This window comes from Pectobacterium artocarpous (assembly GCF_046159765.1).
Lineage (GTDB): Bacteria > Pseudomonadota > Gammaproteobacteria > Enterobacterales > Enterobacteriaceae > Pectobacterium.
In genome coordinates, this window is the sequence record NZ_JBJXVK010000011.1 from 19,763 (window position 1) to 38,656 (window position 18,894).

The window sequence follows — 18,894 nt, forward strand, 5'->3', positions numbered from 1 at the left end:
CAGTTAACGCTGACGCAAGGAGAAAAGCGTTGAAGCAGAAGAAAGGCGTCACCACGGCGACGATGAAAGACGTGGCGGATGAGGCGGGCGTTTCCACCGCGACCGTATCCCGAACGTTAATGAACCCAGAAAAAGTCTCTGCGACCACCCGCAGGAAGGTCGAGCAGGCTGTCATCGCCGTTGGCTATTCGCCCCACGCGCTCAACAGGAACCTCAAGCGTAACGAATCGCGTACGATCCTGACGATCGTGCCGGATATCTGCGATCCTTATTTCTCTGAAATATTTCGCGGGATCGAGGAAACCGCAGCCGAACACGGCTATCTGGTGTTGATTGGCGATTGTGCCCACCAGCATCAGAAAGAAAAAACCTTCGTCGATCTGATTATTACCAAACAGATCGACGGCATGGTGTTGCTCGGCTCTCATCTACCGTTTGACGCCGGTCAGGAAGAGCAGCGTAATCTGCCGCCGATGGTGATGGCGAATGAGTTCTCACCGGATCTGGCGCTGCCAACCGTGCATATCGATAACCTGACCGCCGCCTTTGAAGCCGTACACTATCTGTATCAGGCAGGCCATCAGCGCATCGCCTGCATCGCCGGCCCGGAACACATGCACCTGAGCCAATATCGTCTACAGGGGTATATTCAGGCACTGCGGCGCAGTGGGATTCTCATCGACAATCAGTACATCTTTCGGGGCGATTTCACCTACGAAACCGGGATGAATGGCTTGACTGCGCTGATGCAGCACCCACATCCACCCAGTGCGATCTTTTGTCATAGCGATCTGATGGCGCTGGGCGTGTTCGCACAGGCCAGGAAGATGGGGCTAGACATCCCCCGTGACCTTTCCATCGTCGGTTTCGATGATATTGAACAAGCGAAATACAGCTGGCCGCCGCTGACGTCTGTCGCCCAACCTCGTTATCAGATCGGACGCGAGGCAATGCTGCTACTCTTAGAGCAGTTGCAAGGTAACACGGTACAAAGCGGTTCCCGTCTGTTATCCAGTGAATTGGTCGTACGCGATAGCGTCGCCGCGCCAAATTACGCCCGTAACAGGCTTTAAGACTTCAGGTGCTGGTCAAATATTTGAGGGTTCAGTAACATGACACCCTAATTATGTTATTTACCTATCAATTCACAGCGAAACGACAGTGGCACAAAGAGACTACGTGAGCCGGGGACGTTCACCAGGGACGCGTCGGAAAACGACAAATAGCCGAAAAAAAGGCAAGGCTTCAGGTGCATCCAAAACGATGATCGCACTGGCTGTTGCCGTTTTGGTCACCTTCGCGGGCGGTCTGTACTTTATCGCCCATAATAAACCCGATGAGTCCCCCGTTCTGCCGCATCAAAACGTGGGCAAAGGTAACGGGCTGCCACCCAAGCCGGAAGAACGCTGGCGCTACATCAAAGAGCTGGAAAATCGTCAGTTGGGCGTGACAACGCCAACGGAGCCTTCGGCGGGTGGCGAGATTCAGTCGCCGGTGCAGTTGACGGATGAACAGCGTCAACTGCTGGAGCAGATGCAGTCTGATATGCGTCGTCAGCCAACGCAGCTCTCTGAGGTGCCATACAACGACCAGACTCAGGTTCCGCGCTCACAGGTGACGATTAAGCCGCCGACACAACCGATGCAGCAGCCTGTTGTGACGACGCAGCCCACCACGCGGGCACCCGCGATTACACAAACGACGCCTGTGGTTCCAAGACAAGAAACGCCAAAACAGGAAGCGCCAAAGCAACAGCCGGTCAAACAGCCTGAAGCACCAAAAGCTGAGAAAACGCAACGCTGGGCGATTCAATGCGGTTCCTTCAAAACCATGGACCCTGCCGAATCGGTAAGAGCACAGTTGGCGTTTGCGGGCATCGAAAGCCGCATCACCTCTAACGGCGGCTGGAACCGTATTATGTTGGGGCCTTACAGCAACCGTGCTGCCGCAGATAGCATGATCCAACGCCTGAAGAGCGCGGGCGCATCAAACTGTATTCCTCTTGCCAGCGGGGGTTGAAAAACCCCACGCTTTCCCCCATCTATAACATCAATGCGCCCCGAATCATGCGGGGATCTTTTTCTTCAAACGGGGACTGACTCGTGACAACAATTGTAAGCGTACGCCGCAACGGCCAGGTGGTCATTGGCGGTGATGGACAAGCCACTCTGGGCAACACCGTGATGAAAGGCAACGTGCGTAAGGTACGTCGCCTCTACCATGACCGCGTTATCGCCGGTTTCGCTGGCGGCACGGCGGATGCCTTTACCCTTTTTGAGCTTTTTGAGCGCAAGCTGGAATTACACCAGGGTCATCTGGTGAAAGCCGCTGTCGAGTTGGCGAAAGACTGGCGTACCGACCGTATGCTACGCAAGCTGGAAGCCCTACTGGCCGTCGCGGACGAAAATGCCTCACTGATCATTACCGGTAATGGCGATGTCGTGCAGCCTGAAAACGATCTGATCGCCATTGGTTCCGGCGGTCCTTATGCGCAGGCCGCCGCACGTGCTTTGCTGGAAAACACCGAGCTGGGTGCTCGTGATATCGTCGAAAAATCTCTGGGGATTGCGGGCGACATCTGTATCTACACCAACCAGTTCCACACGATAGAAGAATTAGCCTCCAAGGCGTAAGGATCAACCATGTCTGAAATGACCCCGCGCGAGATAGTCAGCGAACTCGACAGCTACATCATCGGCCAGCATAAAGCGAAACGCGCCGTCTCCATCGCGCTACGTAACCGCTGGCGTCGTATGCAGTTGGACGAAGCACTCCGTCATGAAGTGACGCCTAAAAATATTCTCATGATCGGCCCAACCGGCGTAGGTAAAACCGAAATCGCTCGCCGTCTGGCAAAACTCGCCAATGCGCCGTTCATCAAAGTGGAAGCAACCAAATTCACCGAAGTGGGCTATGTCGGTAAAGAAGTTGACTCCATCATCCGCGATCTGACGGATTCTGCGATAAAAATGGTGCGCCTCCAATCCATCGAAAAAAACCGCTTCCGTGCGGAAGAGATGGCGGAAGACCGCATTCTGGACGTGCTGATCCCACCGGCGAAGAACAATTGGGGACAGTCAGAAAGCACGCAGGAGCCTTCCGCCGCACGTCAGGCATTCCGCAAGAAACTGCGTGAAGGCCAATTGGACGACAAAGAGATCGAGATCGATCTGGCTGCCGCCCCCGTTGGCGTAGAGATCATGGCACCGCCGGGCATGGAAGAGATGACCAACCAGCTCCAGTCCATGTTCCAGAATCTGGCAGGCCAGAAGCAAAAAGCCCGCAAGATCAAAATTAAAGATGCCTTCAAGCTGCTGATAGAAGAAGAAGCCGCCAAGCTAGTGAACCCGGAAGAGCTGAAGCAGCAGGCGATTGAAGCCGTTGAGCAGCACGGTATCGTGTTCATTGATGAGATCGACAAAATCTGTAAGCGCGGCGAAAGTTCCGGCCCGGATGTTTCCCGTGAAGGCGTCCAACGCGATCTGCTGCCGCTGGTTGAAGGCTGCACCGTGTCCACCAAACACGGCATGGTCAAGACCGACCACATCCTGTTTATCGCCTCTGGCGCATTCCAGGTTGCCAGCCCGTCCGATCTGATTCCAGAATTGCAGGGGCGTCTGCCGATTCGCGTGGAATTGCAAGCGCTGACGACGGAAGATTTCGAGCGCATCCTGACGGAACCGAGCGCCTCGCTGACCGAGCAGTACAAAGCGCTGATGGCGACGGAAGGTGTGGATATTTCGTTCACGGTCGATGGCATCCGCCGTATTGCCGAAGCCGCCTGGCAGGTCAACGAAAGCACCGAGAATATCGGCGCACGCCGTCTGCATACCGTGATGGAGCGCCTGATCGAAGACGTTTCTTACGACGCCAGCGAAATGAACGGTCAACGCGTTACCATTGACGCAGATTACGTCCGTAATCATCTGGATGAATTAGTAGCAGATGAAGATCTGAGTCGATTTATCTTATAATCCGTTTTCGCGGATCGCACGATTAACGATAAAGTGGGAGGCGTTGGCCTCCCACTTTTGTTTCTGACGCCGCCATCACTGACTTTTCTTGTTTATAAACGGATGATTCACGCACGTGGATCGTCAATAAAAATTGAAGCGCACCATGACCTTATCAACCCATAGCAGCAAAACCAAAGCCTGGCTGGATAGTCTGCGTCCAAAAACGTTGCCACTAGCTTTCGCGTCCATCGTCACTGGCTCGGCGATTGCGAGCTGGCATAGCAGCTTTAAACCGGGCGTAGCATTACTGGCGTTGTTGACCGCCGGGCTGCTGCAAATCCTTTCCAATCTGGCGAACGACTATGGGGATGCGGTAAAAGGCAGCGATACCGAGGATCGCATCGGGCCGCTACGCGGCATCCAGACCGGTGCCATTACACTGGTGCAACTGCGCAATGCGCTGATCGTGACGGTGGTGCTCACCATCATTTCCGGCGTAAGTCTGGTGATTCTGGCGTGTGAAAAGCCCGCGGATATCTTTGGTTTCTTGATTCTGGGGCTGCTGGCGATTTTCGCCGCCATCACCTATACCGTCGGTAACAAACCTTACGGTTATATCGGGCTCGGCGATATCTCGGTGCTGATCTTTTTCGGCTGGCTCAGCGTCGCTGGGTCGTATTATCTGCAAACTGGTCACTTCGACAGCATCGTGATGCTGCCTGCCACGGCCTGTGGTCTGTTGGCGACGGCCGTCCTAAACATCAACAACCTGCGCGATATCGACAACGATCGTATCAGTGGAAAGAACACGCTGGCGGTGCGCCTCGGCGCGGAAAAAGCACGTTTCTACCACACAATGCTGCTGTTGCTGGCACCAGTTTGTCTCGGTCTGTTTGCCACGTTTTATCTGCACAGTCTGGCGGGCTGGCTCTTTATTCTGGCACTCCCGTTGCTGATTAAGCAGGCACGCTATGTGCTGCGTGAAACCAGCGCATTCAGCATGCGTCCGATGTTGGAAAAAACGGTGAAAGGCGCGCTGCTGACCAACATTTTGTTCGCCGTGGGTGTGATACTGAGTTAGCGCGGGTAAAGTTAGCGCAGGTGAAAAGCGGTGCGTATTTACTGATGCGCATCAAGTTAACATTTGATGATTTTGCCAACAGCCGCCAGAAAGGGATATACTCATGATTCCGGTGGCAAACAGACGTTAATCCTATGAAATACGATACTTCCGAACTGTGCGATATCTACCACGAAGAGGTGAATGTTGTTGAACCTCTGTTCTCTAACTTTGGCGGGCGTACTTCATTTGGTGGCAAAATCACCACGGTGAAATGTTTTGAGGATAACGGCCTGCTGTTCGATCTCCTTGAAGAGAACGGCCTTGGGCGCGTGCTTCTGGTCGATGGCGGGGGGTCCGTGCGCCGCGCGTTGATCAACGCGGAAATCGCCCGGTTGGCGACGCAAAACGAATGGGAAGGCATTGTCGTTTATGGCGCAGTGCGTCAGGTTGACGATTTGGCTGAGCTGGATATCGGTATTCAGGCGATGGCGGCCATTCCGGTCGGCGCGAGTAGCGAAGGCATCGGCGAGAGCGATATTCGCGTCAACTTCGGTGGCGTCACCTTCTTCTCCGGTGATCATTTGTATGCCGATAACACCGGTATTATTTTGGCGGAAGACCCGCTGGATATTGAATAATATCGTTGAATCTCCGCGTTTTTATTGCGGCAACTTCATCACAAAAAAGGGCGATAACCGCCCTTTTTTATTTGGCTCAATCAATAATCGATCCCTTCGTCTGAGCCGGCAAGCCCTATCAGACTTCTTCCATTTTGCCTAACAGCGCGCGTAAGCGCTCTTGCCATACCACTTGCTCTTCTTTCAACTGTTCGTTCTCGCGCACCAGCGCTTCACGTGAACCCGCTGCCGCCTGAACATCCTGCGACAGCGCGTTGTTCTGCTCTTTCAGCTCTTCAATTTCCATTTGCAACAGCGTGATGGTATCAATCGCCTGCTGAACTTTCGCTTCCAGCTTTTCAAACACTTCAAATGACATTCTTCAAACCCCTTTTAATCGCAACAAGGCAAAGATCGGTTAACGCTGGCTTTCGGACTCTGTAACCAACACCCAACGGTGTCGCCATCCGCCCGTGAACATAATCCTGACCATGGGACGGCTGACAAGACAAACCATAGCGAAATTGTATGTAGCCAACCGCCACCTGTCTAGCGCACATCCTCCACCTAGACGAGTGTGGCAGCTTTTCTTACGTAACACTATCAGTACAAACTGAAAAACGGGCAGCGCGAGCTGAAAATCTCCCTGTTCACTTCCCCATGCCCCCTATTCTACCCAAAATAATTCAAATTGTAGGAAGGCGGCAATCGCACGACAAATCGGTTTCAGACCGATTTGAACAGCGCCAGCGCTGGCCCAAAGGGTGAGCCTCATTTATGAGGCTTATTAATCCCCAGGAGCTTACACCAGTAAGTGACTGGGGTGAGTAAGGACAAATTGGCTAAGCCAATTTGAACGCCGCTTGCGGCGGCCATTCAGGGCGAGGCTCAAAGATGAGCTGAGTATTGCCAACGCACATACCGTTTGAAGTACGACGGATAAGTGTTAATAAATTTAACCTGAGCGTTACTATCACCCTGTGGAGAAAAATCACTTCGAGTCATTTTATAAGCGAATACGCTCATTTTTTTGACGCACAACACACATTTAAATTTCGATATTTCTCGTTTTCGAGCATTAACGATAAATTCACATCATAAATACATTTAAAACAGAGGATGCCACTCGCGGTATCCTTAGACCTACCACTCTGTACGTTACCCAGCAGGAAAAAAATATGAGCCAAGCAGAACGTTCAACGCTAAAAGGCCAGTGTATCGCCGAATTTCTTGGCACTGGCCTGCTGATTTTCTTCGGTGTCGGCTGCGTCGCCGCATTGAAACTGGCGGGCGCCAGCTTTGGGCAGTGGGAGATCAGCATCATTTGGGGTCTGGGGGTTGCGATGGCAATCTATCTGACCGCCGCCATTTCTGGTGCTCACCTCAACCCGGCCGTCACTATCGCCTTATGGTTATTTGCCTGCTTTGATGGACGCAAAGTCGTGCCTTACATTTTGGCGCAGATTGCAGGCGCATTTTGTGCCGCCGCGCTAGTCTATGGGCTGTATCACAATCTATTCGTGGATTTTGAACAAGCCAACAATATGGTGCGTGGCAGTACGGAGAGCCTGAGTTTAGCAGGCATTTTCTCAACGTATCCGAACCTGCACATTTCCGTCATGCAAGCGCTGTTAGTTGAGACCGTCATCACCGCTATCTTAATGTGTCTGATTCTGGCGCTCACCGACGATGGTAACGGCATCCCACGTGGGCCGCTCGCTCCCCTGCTGATCGGTATTCTGATTGCCGTCATCGGTGCGTCCATGGGGCCGCTGACCGGCTTCGCCCTCAACCCGGCGCGTGACTTTGGTCCTAAGCTGTTTGCTTTCCTGGCAGGCTGGGGCAACGTGGCCTTTACTGGTGCACGCGACATTCCTTACTTTCTGGTTCCTATCTTCGGCCCCATTATCGGTGCCTGTCTGGGTGCCTTCGGTTATCGTGCACTGATTGGCCGTAATCTGCCATGCGATGTCTGCGAACCCGAGGCAGAAACTACCACGCGTCGTGAAAGCCGTTAAACTTAACGCCACGACCATCCTATTTCACGGTTAATCATTACAGGATTGGATTTATGAACCCGGAAAAAAAATACATTGTCGCGCTCGACCAGGGCACAACCAGCTCCCGCGCCATCGTACTGGATCACGATGCCAATATCGTTAGCGTCTCGCAGCGTGAATTCACCCAGATCTATCCAAAAGCAGGCTGGGTAGAACACGACCCGATGGAGATTTGGGCATCACAAAGCTCCACGCTGGTCGAAGTGCTGGCTAAAGCCGACATCAGCTCGGATGAAGTCGCGGGCATTGGTATCACCAACCAGCGTGAAACCACCGTGGTATGGGAAAAAGAGAGCGGCAAACCGATTTATAACGCCATCGTCTGGCAGTGTCGTCGTACTGCTGAAATTTGTGAGAAGCTGAAGAAAGACGGTCTGGAAGAGTATGTTCGCAATACCACCGGACTGGTGGTCGACCCTTACTTCTCCGGCACCAAGGTGAAGTGGATTCTGGATCACGTTGAGGGCTCTCGTGAACGCGCCAAACGTGGTGAACTGCTGTTTGGTACGATTGATACCTGGCTGATTTGGAAAATGACGCAAGGGCGTGTTCACGTCACAGATTACACCAATGCCTCCCGCACCATGCTGTTTAACATTCACACATTGGAATGGGATGCGCGCATGTTGGAAGCGCTGGACATCCCACGTGAAATGCTGCCGGAGGTACGCGCGTCTTCAGAAGTCTACGGTCAGACCAATATCGGTGGTAAAGGCGGCACGCGTATTCCTATCGCCGGTATCGCCGGTGACCAACAGGCGGCGCTGTACGGCCAGCTTTGCGTCAATCCGGGCATGGCGAAAAACACCTACGGCACGGGCTGCTTCCTGCTGATGAATACCGGTAAAGAAGCGGTGCTGTCCAAACACGGCCTGCTGACCACTATCGCCTGCGGCCCACGTGGCGAAGTGAACTACGCGCTTGAAGGCTCGGTGTTCGTTGGTGGTGCATCCATCCAATGGCTACGCGACGAGCTGAAACTGATCGGCGACTCAATGGACTCCGAATACTTTGCGACGAAAGTGAAGGACAGCAACGGCGTCTACGTCGTACCCGCCTTCACCGGCTTGGGCGCGCCTTATTGGGACCCGTATGCCCGTGGCGCGATCTTCGGCCTGACCCGTGGCGTGAATGCGAACCACATCATCCGTGCGACGCTGGAATCCATTGCCTTCCAGACCCGCGACGTACTGGATGCCATGCAGGCAGACGCCGACACGCGCCTGAAAGCGCTGCGTGTCGATGGCGGTGCAGTAGCCAACAACTTCCTGATGCAGTTCCAGTCCGATATTCTTGGCACGCGCGTGGAACGCCCCGAAGTGCGTGAATCCACCGCGCTGGGTGCCGCTTTCCTGGCAGGGCTTGCCACAGGATTCTGGAACGATCTGGACGAAGTGAAGAGCAAAGCGACGATCGAGCGCGAATTCCGCCCCAGCATCGAAACCGTGGAGCGTAATTATCGCTACAGCGGCTGGCAGAAAGCCGTTGCACGCGCCCGTAACTGGGAAGATCACGACGATTAATCCATCTATACCGGGCGCGCCCCTGCCGCGCCCGTTTTTTTCATCTCGCTCAACCGCCCCTCCCCCGTTGTGATAAAATCCCCGCCCATATCCTCATGTTGATCGTTTAAGAACCGAGATACCGGGGCGACCACGGTGCGAGGCGTCCCTGCGGGAACCTCATCACCGCGTTTCCCCTAAATCCAGGCTTAATTGGCTAACATAAGGTCACTCCTTTCCCGATCGATAACAGACAGGTATTTATGAAACGTGAATTAGCCATTGAGTTCTCACGCGTCACCGAAGCAGCCGCGCTGGCAGGCTATAAGTGGTTAGGTCGTGGCGACAAAAACGCTGCCGACAACGCCGCCGTACAGGCGATGCGCATCATGCTGAATCAGGTCAACATCAACGGTCAGATTGTCATCGGCGAAGGAGAAATCGACGAAGCGCCCATGCTGTTCATCGGTGAACAGGTCGGTACCGGTCAGGGCGATGCCGTAGACATCGCCGTCGATCCGATTGAAGGCACGCGGATGACGGCAATGGGTCAGGCGAATGCGCTGGCCGTACTGGCTGTCGGTGAAAAAGGCGCGTTTCTGCACGCGCCAGATATGTACATGGAAAAGCTGATCGTCGGGCCCAAAGCGAAAGGATCGATTGACCTCAATCTGCCGTTGGCGGACAACCTGCGCAATGTCGCAATCAAACTGGGCAAACCGCTCAGCCAGTTAACTGTGATTACGCTGGCTAAACCGCGCCACGATGCCTGCATCACAGAAATGCAGCAGTTGGGCGTGAAAGTATTCGCGATTCCAGACGGCGACGTGGCCGCCTCCATTCTCACCTGTATGCCGGAGAGCGAAGTTGACGTGCTGTATGGCATCGGCGGCGCGCCAGAAGGTGTGATCTCGGCGGCCGTCATTCGCGCACTTGATGGCGACATGCAAGGACGTTTGCTGGCACGTCATCAGGTCAAAGGTGATAACGCCGAAAACCGCCGTATCGGTGAGGATGAGCTGGCGCGCTGCCGACAAATGGGCATCGAAGCAGGCGGCGTTCTCAAGCTTGATGACATGGCGCGTAATGATAACGTGATTTTCTCAGCGACCGGCATCACCAAAGGCGATTTACTGGACGGGATCGCGCGTAAAGGCAACATGGCCACCACGGAAACGCTGCTGATCCGCGGTAAATCCCGCACGATCCGCCGGATTAAATCGACGCACTATCTGGATCGCAAGGATCGCACACTGCACGAATTTCTACTGTAACAGGCGATTACCCAACTGACTGCTTGTTTCACAGTTGTTAATAAATAGCGTATCTTAGACCCACGACTTAACTTAAAAGTACGAATAGTGGCGTCTAATGCCAGCAACAGGAGCAGAAAAATATGGCTGAATGGGTGACAGGCAAAGTGGTTCAGGTGGAAAACTGGACAGAAAGTCTGTTTAGCATTCGGGTTCACGCACCCACCGATGCATTCACTGCTGGGCAGTACGGCAAGCTGGCACTGGAGATTGAAGGAGAGAAAGTGCAGCGCGCGTATTCCTATGTGAATGCGCCCAGCGATCCCACGCTTGAGTTCTATCTGGTCACCGTGCCAGAGGGCAAGCTCAGCCCCCATCTGCATGCGCTGCAACCCGGTTCAGACGTCATGATCGTCAAAGAAGCCGCTGGCTTTTTCGTGCTGGAAGAAGTTCCTGATTGTGAAACGCTGTGGATGCTGGCAACAGGAACAGGCATTGGTCCGTATCTGTCGATTCTTCAGGAAGGTAAGGATCTGGAGCGCTTTAAGAATATCGTGCTGGTTCACGCCGCCCGATTCTCACGCGATCTGAGCTATCTGCCGCTGATGCAGCAATTACAGCAGCGCTACCACGGCAGGCTGCGAATTCAAACAGTAGTCAGCCGGGAAGAGGAAACGGGGTCGTTGACAGGCCGTATTCCCACCTTGATCAGCAACGGTACGCTGGAAGCCGCCGTGGGATTGCCGATGGATGCGGCAACCAGCCACGTCATGCTGTGCGGCAACCCGCAGATGGTGCGTGATACCCAGCTGTTGCTGAAAGAAGAACGGCAAATGACCAAGCACCTGCGCCGCAGACCCGGTCATATGACCGCTGAAAACTATTGGTAAACAATCGGTTGTTTTAACTATCGGCGGAAGCGAAACGGTTCCGCCTCTACGCCAAACCGGTTTTCCCCTTTTGTACCGAGAAAAACACCGCAGTCGAGCAGCGTCATCACGACAATCAGGATCGGAAGGAAACGACCAATTCCCCACTGCCAGACGGCAGAAAACATCGTCCAGTTCCCCGAAGCCAGCATCCATGCAACCACTAACAGCAGCGCCCACCAGCCGCTTTTATTGCGGTCGTGCAGTCGTTTCACCATAATGGCCGCCGTCGGCCACAGCAATACCACCAAACCAAACGCCGTCGATTGCGTATCCAGCCAGCGTTGGCCGGATAGCGTAAACAACACCGCCATCAATGCGACCCAAATCGCCATCCAAAGCCAGAAATCACGGCGACCGACTCGGCCTTTAAACGAGAAGCACCACTGCTGTAATGTCATTAACGATAACGTCCTGAATTGTCGACCTGTCTAGCCGCATTAATCTGTATTTTTGTTCCAGCTGATTTTACCTTAATCCCGGTATTTACCCGCAACCTTTACGCGATTTTTGACAGTCACGTACTGTTTTTTGACAACGACGTACAAATGCCGCTTTAATCAAACGTATTCCGCCGTTATTGGCCTGGACATCTTCTGAAGTAGCTGACCCGAATCCCTATGACACGAAAACGCATCGCTTCACTTTTGGTTTTATCATCGCTGGTGCTTTACCAGACCCACGCGGGGGCCGATCCGACGTTCCTGCCCAAAACCTCAGCCAATGCGCCGTATCTGCTGGCCGGTGCCCCAACCTTCGATCAAACCATCACGCAGTTTCGTTCCCGCTACAACCTGAGCAATCCGACGCTGCCGATCGGAGAATTTCGGGTTGTCGACACCGGTAATATCACCAGCATGCTAACCCGTGCCGCCAGCCGCATTAACGATCATCTCTATGCCTCAACCGCGCTGGAAAAAGGCACCGGAAAAATCAAAACGCTGCAAATTACCTGGCTACCACAGCCACAGAGCAAACAAGAAACCGTAGCACGTCGTAAACAGGCCATCGACTACATGGCTGCGCTGGCACGCACATTCACCCCGTCACTGACGGAAGAACAGAGCGTGAAAAAAGTCACCGAACTGCTGGAAAAAGGCAAAGGACAACGCTTTTATCAGCAATCGGAAGGGGCCTTACGTTATGTTGTTGCAGATGATGGCGAAAAAGGGCTAACTTTTGCTGTTGAACCGATTAAGCTAACGCTATCTGAACCGTGATCAACGCGATAATTCATGACGAAAAACAGAGCCACGGTCACATTTCGTCTCTATACTGTGGGCAGGTCATATTGCCTGTGGCAGTAAAATTCATGCGTCGGTTCACCAACACATTGATTTATTAATACATTGATTCATTCGCGATTCCGGCTGGAGGAAAAAAGATGCGACATCCATTAGTTATGGGTAACTGGAAGCTGAACGGCAGCACTCACATGGTCAACGAACTGATCGCGGGTCTGCGTAAAGAGCTCAGCACCGTTGACGGCTGTGGCGTAGCGATTGCACCACCTGCTCTCTATCTCGATCAGGCTAATCACCAACTGGCAGGTAGCCGCATTGCGCTGGGCGCGCAGAACGTTGACGTAAACCTCTCTGGTGCCTTCACCGGTGAAACCTCTGCCGACATGCTGAAAGACATCGGTGCGAAATACATCATCATCGGCCACTCTGAGCGCCGCACTTACCACAAAGAAAGCGATGAATTCATTGCGAAGAAATTTGGCGTGCTGAAAGACGCGGGCCTGATTCCGGTGCTGTGCATTGGTGAAACCGAAGCAGAAAACGAAGCAGGCCAGACGGAAGCCGTATGTGCGCGTCAACTGGATGCCGTGCTGAACACGCTGGGCGCGAAAGCATTTGAAAACACCGTTATCGCCTACGAGCCAGTATGGGCGATCGGTACCGGCAAATCTGCGACCCCTGCCCAGGCGCAGGCCGTTCACAAATTCATCCGCGATCACATCGCCAAGCAAGATGCTACCGTTGCTGAACAAGTGATCATCCAGTACGGCGGGTCGGTTAATGCTGCGAATGCCGCAGAGCTGTTCACCCAGCCGGACATCGACGGCGCGCTGGTTGGCGGTGCTTCACTGAAAGCCGACGCCTTTGCTGTCATCGTGAAAGCAGCAGCCGACGCGAAACGCAGCTAAGCGTTGATAGAAACGGAAGGACACACGTTCGTCCGATCAAAAAGCCGGTTCACGCTGTCGCGCCAACCGGCTTTTTATGGCGAACAGGATACTCGCTCCCGCTCTTTTCAATCGTCCGCTAACGGATCAACGCTGACTTCGCCGCAGGGATTTGCTGCGTAATGCAGTGAATATTTCCCCCACCCAGCAGGATTTCCCGCGCAGGCACGCCGCTAATCACGTAGCCGGGGAACATCTGTTGCAGCAGATCGCGTGCAACGTCATCCGTCTTCTCATCCAGCAGCGGGAAAATGATTTGCTGGTTACTGATCAGGAAATTCACATAAGAACCCGCCAGACGCGAACCGGCAAGGCGTTCAACCGCATCGCCACTCTCCACGCCAAGCGCTTCCTCTTTGGTTGCATACAGCGGGCCAGGGGCAGGCAATTTCCAGATTTTTAGCTCACGTCCTTGTGCATCGCGCGCCGCCGACAGCACCTCATAGGCCGCGACAGAGCGAGCATACTGTGGATCGTTGTCATCATCCGTCCAGTGCAGTGCGACTTCACCGGGGCGCACGAAACAGCACATATTATCGATATGCCCGTCGGTTTCGTCGTTGTACACGCCTTCTTCCAGCCAGATAATCGTCGAGATGCCGAGGTAATCACGCATTAGCTGTTCGATTTCCGCTTTGCTCAGGTGCGGGTTGCGGTTCGGATTGAGCAAGCATTCCGCCGTGGTCAGCAAGGTGCCTTCACCATCGACATGGATCGAGCCACCTTCCAGAATCAGCGGAGCGGCATAACGTGCAGCCTGATGATAATCCAGCACCTGCGCAGCGACGTTCTCATCCTGACGCCAGTCTTCATACAGACCGCCCAGCTCACCGCCCCAGGCGTTGAACTGCCAGTCGATACCCCGACGTTCACCCGCCGCATTCAGCACAATGGTCGGGCCGGTGTCACGCATCCAGGCGTCGTCGCTTTCCATTTCTACCAACGTAACGTTTACCGGCATCACTTTTTGCGCATCCGCCATGTAGCGCGCAGGCACGCCCATGATAACGGGTGTGTTCTGGGCGATGGCTTCCGCCACCCGAGCGAACGTTTTCTGCGCCGGAACACCTTGCTCGCGCCAGTTATCAGTACGATACGGCCAAATCATCCACACCGCGTCATGCGGTGCCCATTCGGCAGGCATCGCAAAACCATCCTGATGCGGCGTCGTGAGCTGAGGAGTCGCTAACTGTGACATCACTTATCTCCAGGTCTTACCGTCAGAGGTGGCGATGGTGCCATACATGTCCGGACGACGGTCGCGGAACAGCCCCCACGAGGCACGCTGTGCCGCGATAGCGTCTAAATCAAATTCATGCACCAGAATCGCTTCATCCGTCTTGTTGGCCTGTGCCAACAGCGCACCGGTTTGATCGGCAATGAAAGATGAACCGTAGAACGTCATTTCCAGACCATCGATGTATTTACTGGCTTCCGTACCAATGCGGTTGGAGGCAATCACGGGCACCAGATTCGCAGCGGCGTGGCCTTGCTGAACGCGAGTCCAGTGCGGCTGGCTGTCGATATCCGGGTAGGCTGGCTCGGAACCAATCGCGGTCGGATAGAAAATCAGCTCCGCGCCCTGCAACGCCAGACTGCGTGCGGTTTCCGGGAACCACTGATCCCAGCAGATACCCACGCCGATTTTCGCGTAGCGCGTCTGCCAGACTGTAAAACCGGTGTCGCCCGGAATAAAGAATTGCTTCTCCTGATACGCCGGACCGTTCGGAATGTGCGTTTTACGATAAACGTCCAGCACGGTGCCGTCCGCGTCAATCATCACCAGCGAGTTGTAATAGGCGTTATTGGCGCGCTCAAAGAAGCTCAACGGCAGCACCACGTTCAGTTCCGCCGCCAGCGCGGAAAAATGCTTAATCAGTGGGCTGGTTTCCAGCTCCTGCGCCAGCACGTAATGATCCGGGCTCTGATCGATACAGAAATACGGTGCGGCAAACAGTTCCTGAATCAGGATAACCTGCGCGCCTTTTGCATGCGCTTGTCGCACCAGTTTTTCGGCGTTTTCGATGTTCTTGGGCAGATCCCAGGAACACGCCATTTGTGTTGCGGCAACGGTAACTTTTTTCATGCGAAAACCTCAATAATCTCTATGTATACCCACCCTTGTACGCCGGGCAGATATTGGCAAGTAAGCACTTTTCTCGGCAATGAACGCTATCATGCATCGGCGCCAACTAGCATGCCCGTAACGAGTGTAGGCCAACACGCCGACTCATGCCCGACGGGAACGCCTCGTTAAGGTATTGACCGAAAATGACATGCGCATTATGCCAGTTAATTGGCTAACGATAGTGATAAAAAATCCCGCCTTAACGGCTAACACCGATCAGTTAAGCAAAATGTTCGGTTGAACGATCCGGCGGGTAGACGACAATAGCCTCATCAATTCTCTGATGGGGCTTTTTTATGCTTTCGATCTGGCTTGACGATACGCAGACCTGGGCTGAACCTGCTTCACTTTCCTGTTTTCAGCGTGCCATCCCCCCTTGAGTGGATTTCTCAGGTACTTGATTCCACCAATAAAGCCAGTATTCGTAAACGTAATCTCCGGGAACTCTTCCCTCTGACAACTGCCCACTGGACTCAGCAGGAAGCCCACTGGCTGGTTCCCCTGAAGGGCAATACAAAATACCGGATACTGGAAACGTTCGGTGAAGGAGACCATCTGGTGGAGATGCAGGTCTCACCGCAGGCCCGAAAACAAGACTGCTCGTTGACTGAATACTGGCAGGCCCGGTTAATAGACTGTGAGGGTGAATCAGGGACGGTGAAGTATAGAAAATGGTTACGGAGAGCTGAAACCGTTCCAGTTGAGTAGAGCCACGCTGTTGCGCAGCCAGAAAGTGAGCGGGTTTACCAGGAAATAGGGGGTCTGTTGACGGCCTATAATCTGATCAGAATGGAGATGAGTCAGATAGCACGGGAGGCAGAGGTATAGCCACTTCGAATAAGCTTCGTAATGGCGATGAGACTGATCCAGGATGAACTCATCTGGTGCTCACTGGGCAAACCGGGGACAATCCCGACGAAGCTGAAGGAAATGCGGGAGAATGTAGCAATTTATCCTGCCAGAAAAGAGAAAACGGCCCAAAGAAAGGACCGTTCGGATCTCAAAAACCCAGTATCCCGTTCACTCAAAACATCTTAAGTGAACGGTGTTAGCTTTAACGGCGGGATTTTTACGTGTTGCACAAGACAGCATACAAAGTATCAGAACAGCTTTTTCGCTGTATCCAGCCAGTCGCCTTTGAAAGGACGCTTCATGTTCTCAATGGCGTCGATGATGTCGTGGTGCACCATTTTTTCATTCTGGATACCGACACAGCGGCCGCCGTAGCCCTGCTGTAACAGCTCGATTGAGTAGGCGCCCATACGCGAAGCCAGAATACGGTCATACGCAACCGGTGAGCCGCCGCGCTGAATGTGGCCGAGTACGGTCGCACGGGTTTCACGCCCCGTTTCTTTTTCAATGTATTTCGCCAACTCGTCGACGTCGCACACCAGTTCAGTGATCGCCACAATCGCGTGCTTTTTGCCTTTCTCGATGCCGGCTTTGATTTCGCAAACCAGATCTTCCGGACTGAATGGCACTTCCGGCAGAACGATGAATTCACAGCCGCCGGCAATCGCCGCCGCCAACGTCAGGTCACCGCAGTGTCGTCCCATCACTTCCACAATGGAAATACGCTGGTGAGAAGAGGAAGTGTCGCGCAGGCGGTCAATCGCTTCCAGCACGGTTTCCAGCGCGGTAAAGTAACCGATAGTGTAGTCCGTACCCGCCACATCGTTATCGATCGTGCCCGGCAAGCCGATACAAGGGAAACCCATTTCGGTCAGGCGTTTAGCCCCCATATAGGAACCGTCACCGCCGATAACCACCAGCGCATCCAGACCGCGTCTTTTCATATTTTCTACGCAAACCTGACGCACAGCTTCATCACGGAACTGCGGGAAACGCGCGGAACCCAGAAACGTGCCGCCACGGTTAATTACATCCGATACGCTGTAGCGATCCAACTGCTCCATGCGATCTTCGTACAAGCCCTGATAACCATCATAAATGCCGTAAACTTCCAGCCCTTCCGTTAGTGCAGCACGAACCACACCACGAATTGCCGCATTCATACCTGGTGCATCGCCACCGCTCGTCAACACTCCGATTCTTCTAATCATGACAACCTCTGGACTTGTAGATGTAATTTTGCAGGATTCTTCTATCGTAAATTCACCGCCGCCGTGAAGCAGGCAGCAACGCCTTGTGCTTTTATTAGCATATTATAACAAACACCCGAAGCTGAATTGATTCAGGTCAGGCTAAATTGTGCATTAATTTTCATGGCGTAGCATACTTTTAACATAAAATGCGAAAACATGACCGCCTACACTACCAGCCTACCACGCTGATTTTCCGGTACAGTAGAAATCGGATCCTGATGGATAATAATATCGGCACCCGGAAATTGTTTAAGTAATGCCTGCTCCAACTCGTCTGCAATTTGATGAGCCTGAACCAGCGGCAGTGCGTCATCAAGTTCTAGATGCAGTTGAATAAACCGCGTCTGCCCGGAACGTCGGGTTCGCAACGCATGTGCACCGCGAATACCCTGCCAATGCACGATAATGTCAGCAATGACGCGGTGCTCTTCATCCGGCAACGCACGATCCAACAGCGACTGCACCGCGTCATATCCCATACGCAATGCGCTGTATAAAATATAACCACCGATACCTAATGCAAACAGCACGTCGGCCCGCGTAACGCCTTTCCAACTGAGCGCCAACGCCACCAGAACCGCGCCGTTCATCAACAGGTCGGACTGATAATGCAACATATCTGCCCGTACCGCCTGGCTGTGCGTGCGCTTCACCACCCAGCGCTGGAACGATACCAGCAGGAGCGTAGCCACTAACGCAATGAGCGTCACCCACACGCCCACTTCCGGTGCGTGCAGCGCCTGCGGTGCCAGCGAATGTTGCAGCCCGGTCAGAATCAGGAACAGCGCCGAGCCGGAAATAAACATGCTCTGCGCCAGCGCAGCCAGCGATTCCGCCTTACCGTGACCAAACGCATGCTCAGTATCCGCCGGCTGCAACGAATAGCGCACCACCAGTAGGTTCACCAACGACGCGGCGACATCCACCAGCGAATCAACCAGCGACGCCAGCAGACTCACCGAACCGGTGTGCCACCAGGCAAACACTTTCATTATGAACAGCACCAGCGCTACGGCGGTTGCGCTCACGGCTGCCAGCGTCACCAGACGCGCATAGTGTGGATTCATCATGCCCTCACGCAACACGGATG

Annotated in this window: 18 protein-coding genes and 1 pseudogene; 13 read left to right on the plus strand and 6 right to left on the minus strand. The window is 53.8% G+C overall.

Going from position 1 to position 18,894, the window contains the following annotated elements; all coding sequences use genetic code 11:
• The first annotated feature begins 29 nt into the window (after positions 1-29).
• The 6 genes from cytR to rraA all read left to right on the plus strand — a co-directional run bounded on the left by cytR (position 30) and on the right by rraA (position 5,657).
• Positions 30-1,073, plus strand: coding sequence for a DNA-binding transcriptional regulator CytR (cytR, locus tag ACKQAD_RS08905; RefSeq protein ID WP_409159831.1), 1,044 nt, complete (start codon positions 30-32; stop codon positions 1,071-1,073).
• A gap of 88 nt (positions 1,074-1,161) precedes the next feature.
• Positions 1,162-2,019 (plus strand): cell division protein FtsN, encoded by an 858-nt coding sequence (gene ftsN / locus ACKQAD_RS08910; RefSeq protein WP_409159832.1) that lies wholly within the window; start codon positions 1,162-1,164, stop codon positions 2,017-2,019.
• 83 nt (positions 2,020-2,102) lie between these two features.
• The gene (hslV, locus tag ACKQAD_RS08915) at positions 2,103-2,633 is read left to right on the plus strand and encodes an ATP-dependent protease subunit HslV (protein ID WP_005973334.1); all 531 of its coding nucleotides are present in this window, start codon (positions 2,103-2,105) and stop codon (positions 2,631-2,633) included.
• 9 nt (positions 2,634-2,642) lie between these two features.
• Positions 2,643-3,974, plus strand: a complete 1,332-nt coding sequence (gene hslU / locus ACKQAD_RS08920; RefSeq protein ID WP_409159833.1) for an ATP-dependent protease ATPase subunit HslU — start codon at positions 2,643-2,645, stop codon at positions 3,972-3,974.
• A gap of 145 nt (positions 3,975-4,119) precedes the next feature.
• Complete coding sequence (locus ACKQAD_RS08925; RefSeq protein WP_225086498.1) at positions 4,120-5,037, plus strand: 1,4-dihydroxy-2-naphthoate polyprenyltransferase; 918 nt, start codon at positions 4,120-4,122, stop codon at positions 5,035-5,037.
• A gap of 134 nt (positions 5,038-5,171) precedes the next feature.
• The gene (gene rraA / locus ACKQAD_RS08930; protein WP_180743875.1) at positions 5,172-5,657 is read left to right on the plus strand and encodes a ribonuclease E activity regulator RraA; all 486 of its coding nucleotides are present in this window, start codon (positions 5,172-5,174) and stop codon (positions 5,655-5,657) included.
• Between the two features lie 118 nt (positions 5,658-5,775).
• Here the strand turns inward: rraA and zapB are convergent, their stop codons facing one another.
• Positions 5,776-6,015: a septal ring assembly protein ZapB gene (gene zapB / locus ACKQAD_RS08935; RefSeq protein ID WP_010281529.1), complete on the minus strand. Its 240-nt coding sequence runs from the start codon at positions 6,013-6,015 to the stop codon at positions 5,776-5,778.
• A 799-nt stretch (positions 6,016-6,814) separates the two neighbouring features.
• On the opposite strand from zapB, the gene ACKQAD_RS08940 reads away from it, so the two are divergent.
• From ACKQAD_RS08940 to fpr, 4 genes are all read left to right on the plus strand, one after another.
• Positions 6,815-7,654 carry an MIP/aquaporin family protein gene (locus tag ACKQAD_RS08940; RefSeq protein ID WP_409159834.1) on the plus strand — a complete coding sequence of 280 codons (840 nt, stop codon included), beginning with the start codon at positions 6,815-6,817 and terminating at the stop codon, positions 7,652-7,654.
• Positions 7,655-7,707: 53 nt separating this feature from the next.
• The gene (gene glpK / locus ACKQAD_RS08945) at positions 7,708-9,219 is read left to right on the plus strand and encodes a glycerol kinase GlpK (RefSeq protein ID WP_409159835.1); all 1,512 of its coding nucleotides are present in this window, start codon (positions 7,708-7,710) and stop codon (positions 9,217-9,219) included.
• Positions 9,220-9,461: 242 nt separating this feature from the next.
• Positions 9,462-10,472 carry a class II fructose-bisphosphatase gene (gene glpX / locus ACKQAD_RS08950; RefSeq protein ID WP_409159836.1) on the plus strand — a complete coding sequence of 337 codons (1,011 nt, stop codon included), beginning with the start codon at positions 9,462-9,464 and terminating at the stop codon, positions 10,470-10,472.
• Between the two features lie 122 nt (positions 10,473-10,594).
• Entirely contained in the window at positions 10,595-11,341 is a 747-nt protein-coding gene (gene fpr, locus ACKQAD_RS08955; RefSeq protein WP_409159837.1) for a ferredoxin--NADP(+) reductase, read from the plus strand.
• A gap of 17 nt (positions 11,342-11,358) precedes the next feature.
• Here the strand turns inward: fpr and ACKQAD_RS08960 are convergent, their stop codons facing one another.
• Entirely contained in the window at positions 11,359-11,781 is a 423-nt protein-coding gene (locus tag ACKQAD_RS08960; protein ID WP_271875578.1) for a DUF805 domain-containing protein, read from the minus strand.
• A 219-nt stretch (positions 11,782-12,000) separates the two neighbouring features.
• Between ACKQAD_RS08960 and ACKQAD_RS08965 the strand changes: the two genes are divergently transcribed.
• Both ACKQAD_RS08965 and tpiA read left to right on the plus strand, forming a co-directional pair.
• Positions 12,001-12,600, plus strand: a complete 600-nt coding sequence (locus tag ACKQAD_RS08965) for a YiiQ family protein (RefSeq protein WP_409159838.1) — start codon at positions 12,001-12,003, stop codon at positions 12,598-12,600.
• 164 nt (positions 12,601-12,764) lie between these two features.
• Entirely contained in the window at positions 12,765-13,532 is a 768-nt protein-coding gene (tpiA, locus tag ACKQAD_RS08970) for a triose-phosphate isomerase (RefSeq protein ID WP_409159839.1), read from the plus strand.
• Between the two features lie 118 nt (positions 13,533-13,650).
• Here tpiA and aguA read toward each other — a convergent pair whose 3' ends face one another.
• Positions 13,651-14,769, minus strand: a complete 1,119-nt coding sequence (gene aguA / locus ACKQAD_RS08975; protein ID WP_409159840.1) for an agmatine deiminase — start codon at positions 14,767-14,769, stop codon at positions 13,651-13,653.
• 3 nt (positions 14,770-14,772) lie between these two features.
• On the minus strand, positions 14,773-15,657 hold the full coding sequence (gene aguB / locus ACKQAD_RS08980; protein ID WP_409159841.1) for an N-carbamoylputrescine amidase: 885 nt from the start codon (positions 15,655-15,657) through the stop codon (positions 14,773-14,775).
• 338 nt (positions 15,658-15,995) lie between these two features.
• Here aguB and ACKQAD_RS08985 point away from each other — a divergent pair.
• A pseudogene (locus tag ACKQAD_RS08985) lies at positions 15,996-16,741 on the plus strand (hypothetical protein).
• A gap of 58 nt (positions 16,742-16,799) precedes the next feature.
• On the opposite strand, the gene pfkA reads toward ACKQAD_RS08985, so the two are convergent.
• Positions 16,800-17,762 carry a 6-phosphofructokinase gene (gene pfkA, locus ACKQAD_RS08990; RefSeq protein WP_225086477.1) on the minus strand — a complete coding sequence of 321 codons (963 nt, stop codon included), beginning with the start codon at positions 17,760-17,762 and terminating at the stop codon, positions 16,800-16,802.
• Positions 17,763-17,968: 206 nt separating this feature from the next.
• A complete protein-coding gene (gene fieF, locus ACKQAD_RS08995) occupies positions 17,969-18,871 on the minus strand; it encodes a CDF family cation-efflux transporter FieF (protein WP_409159914.1) in 903 nt (300 codons plus the stop codon).
• Positions 18,872-18,894 lie beyond the last annotated feature (23 nt).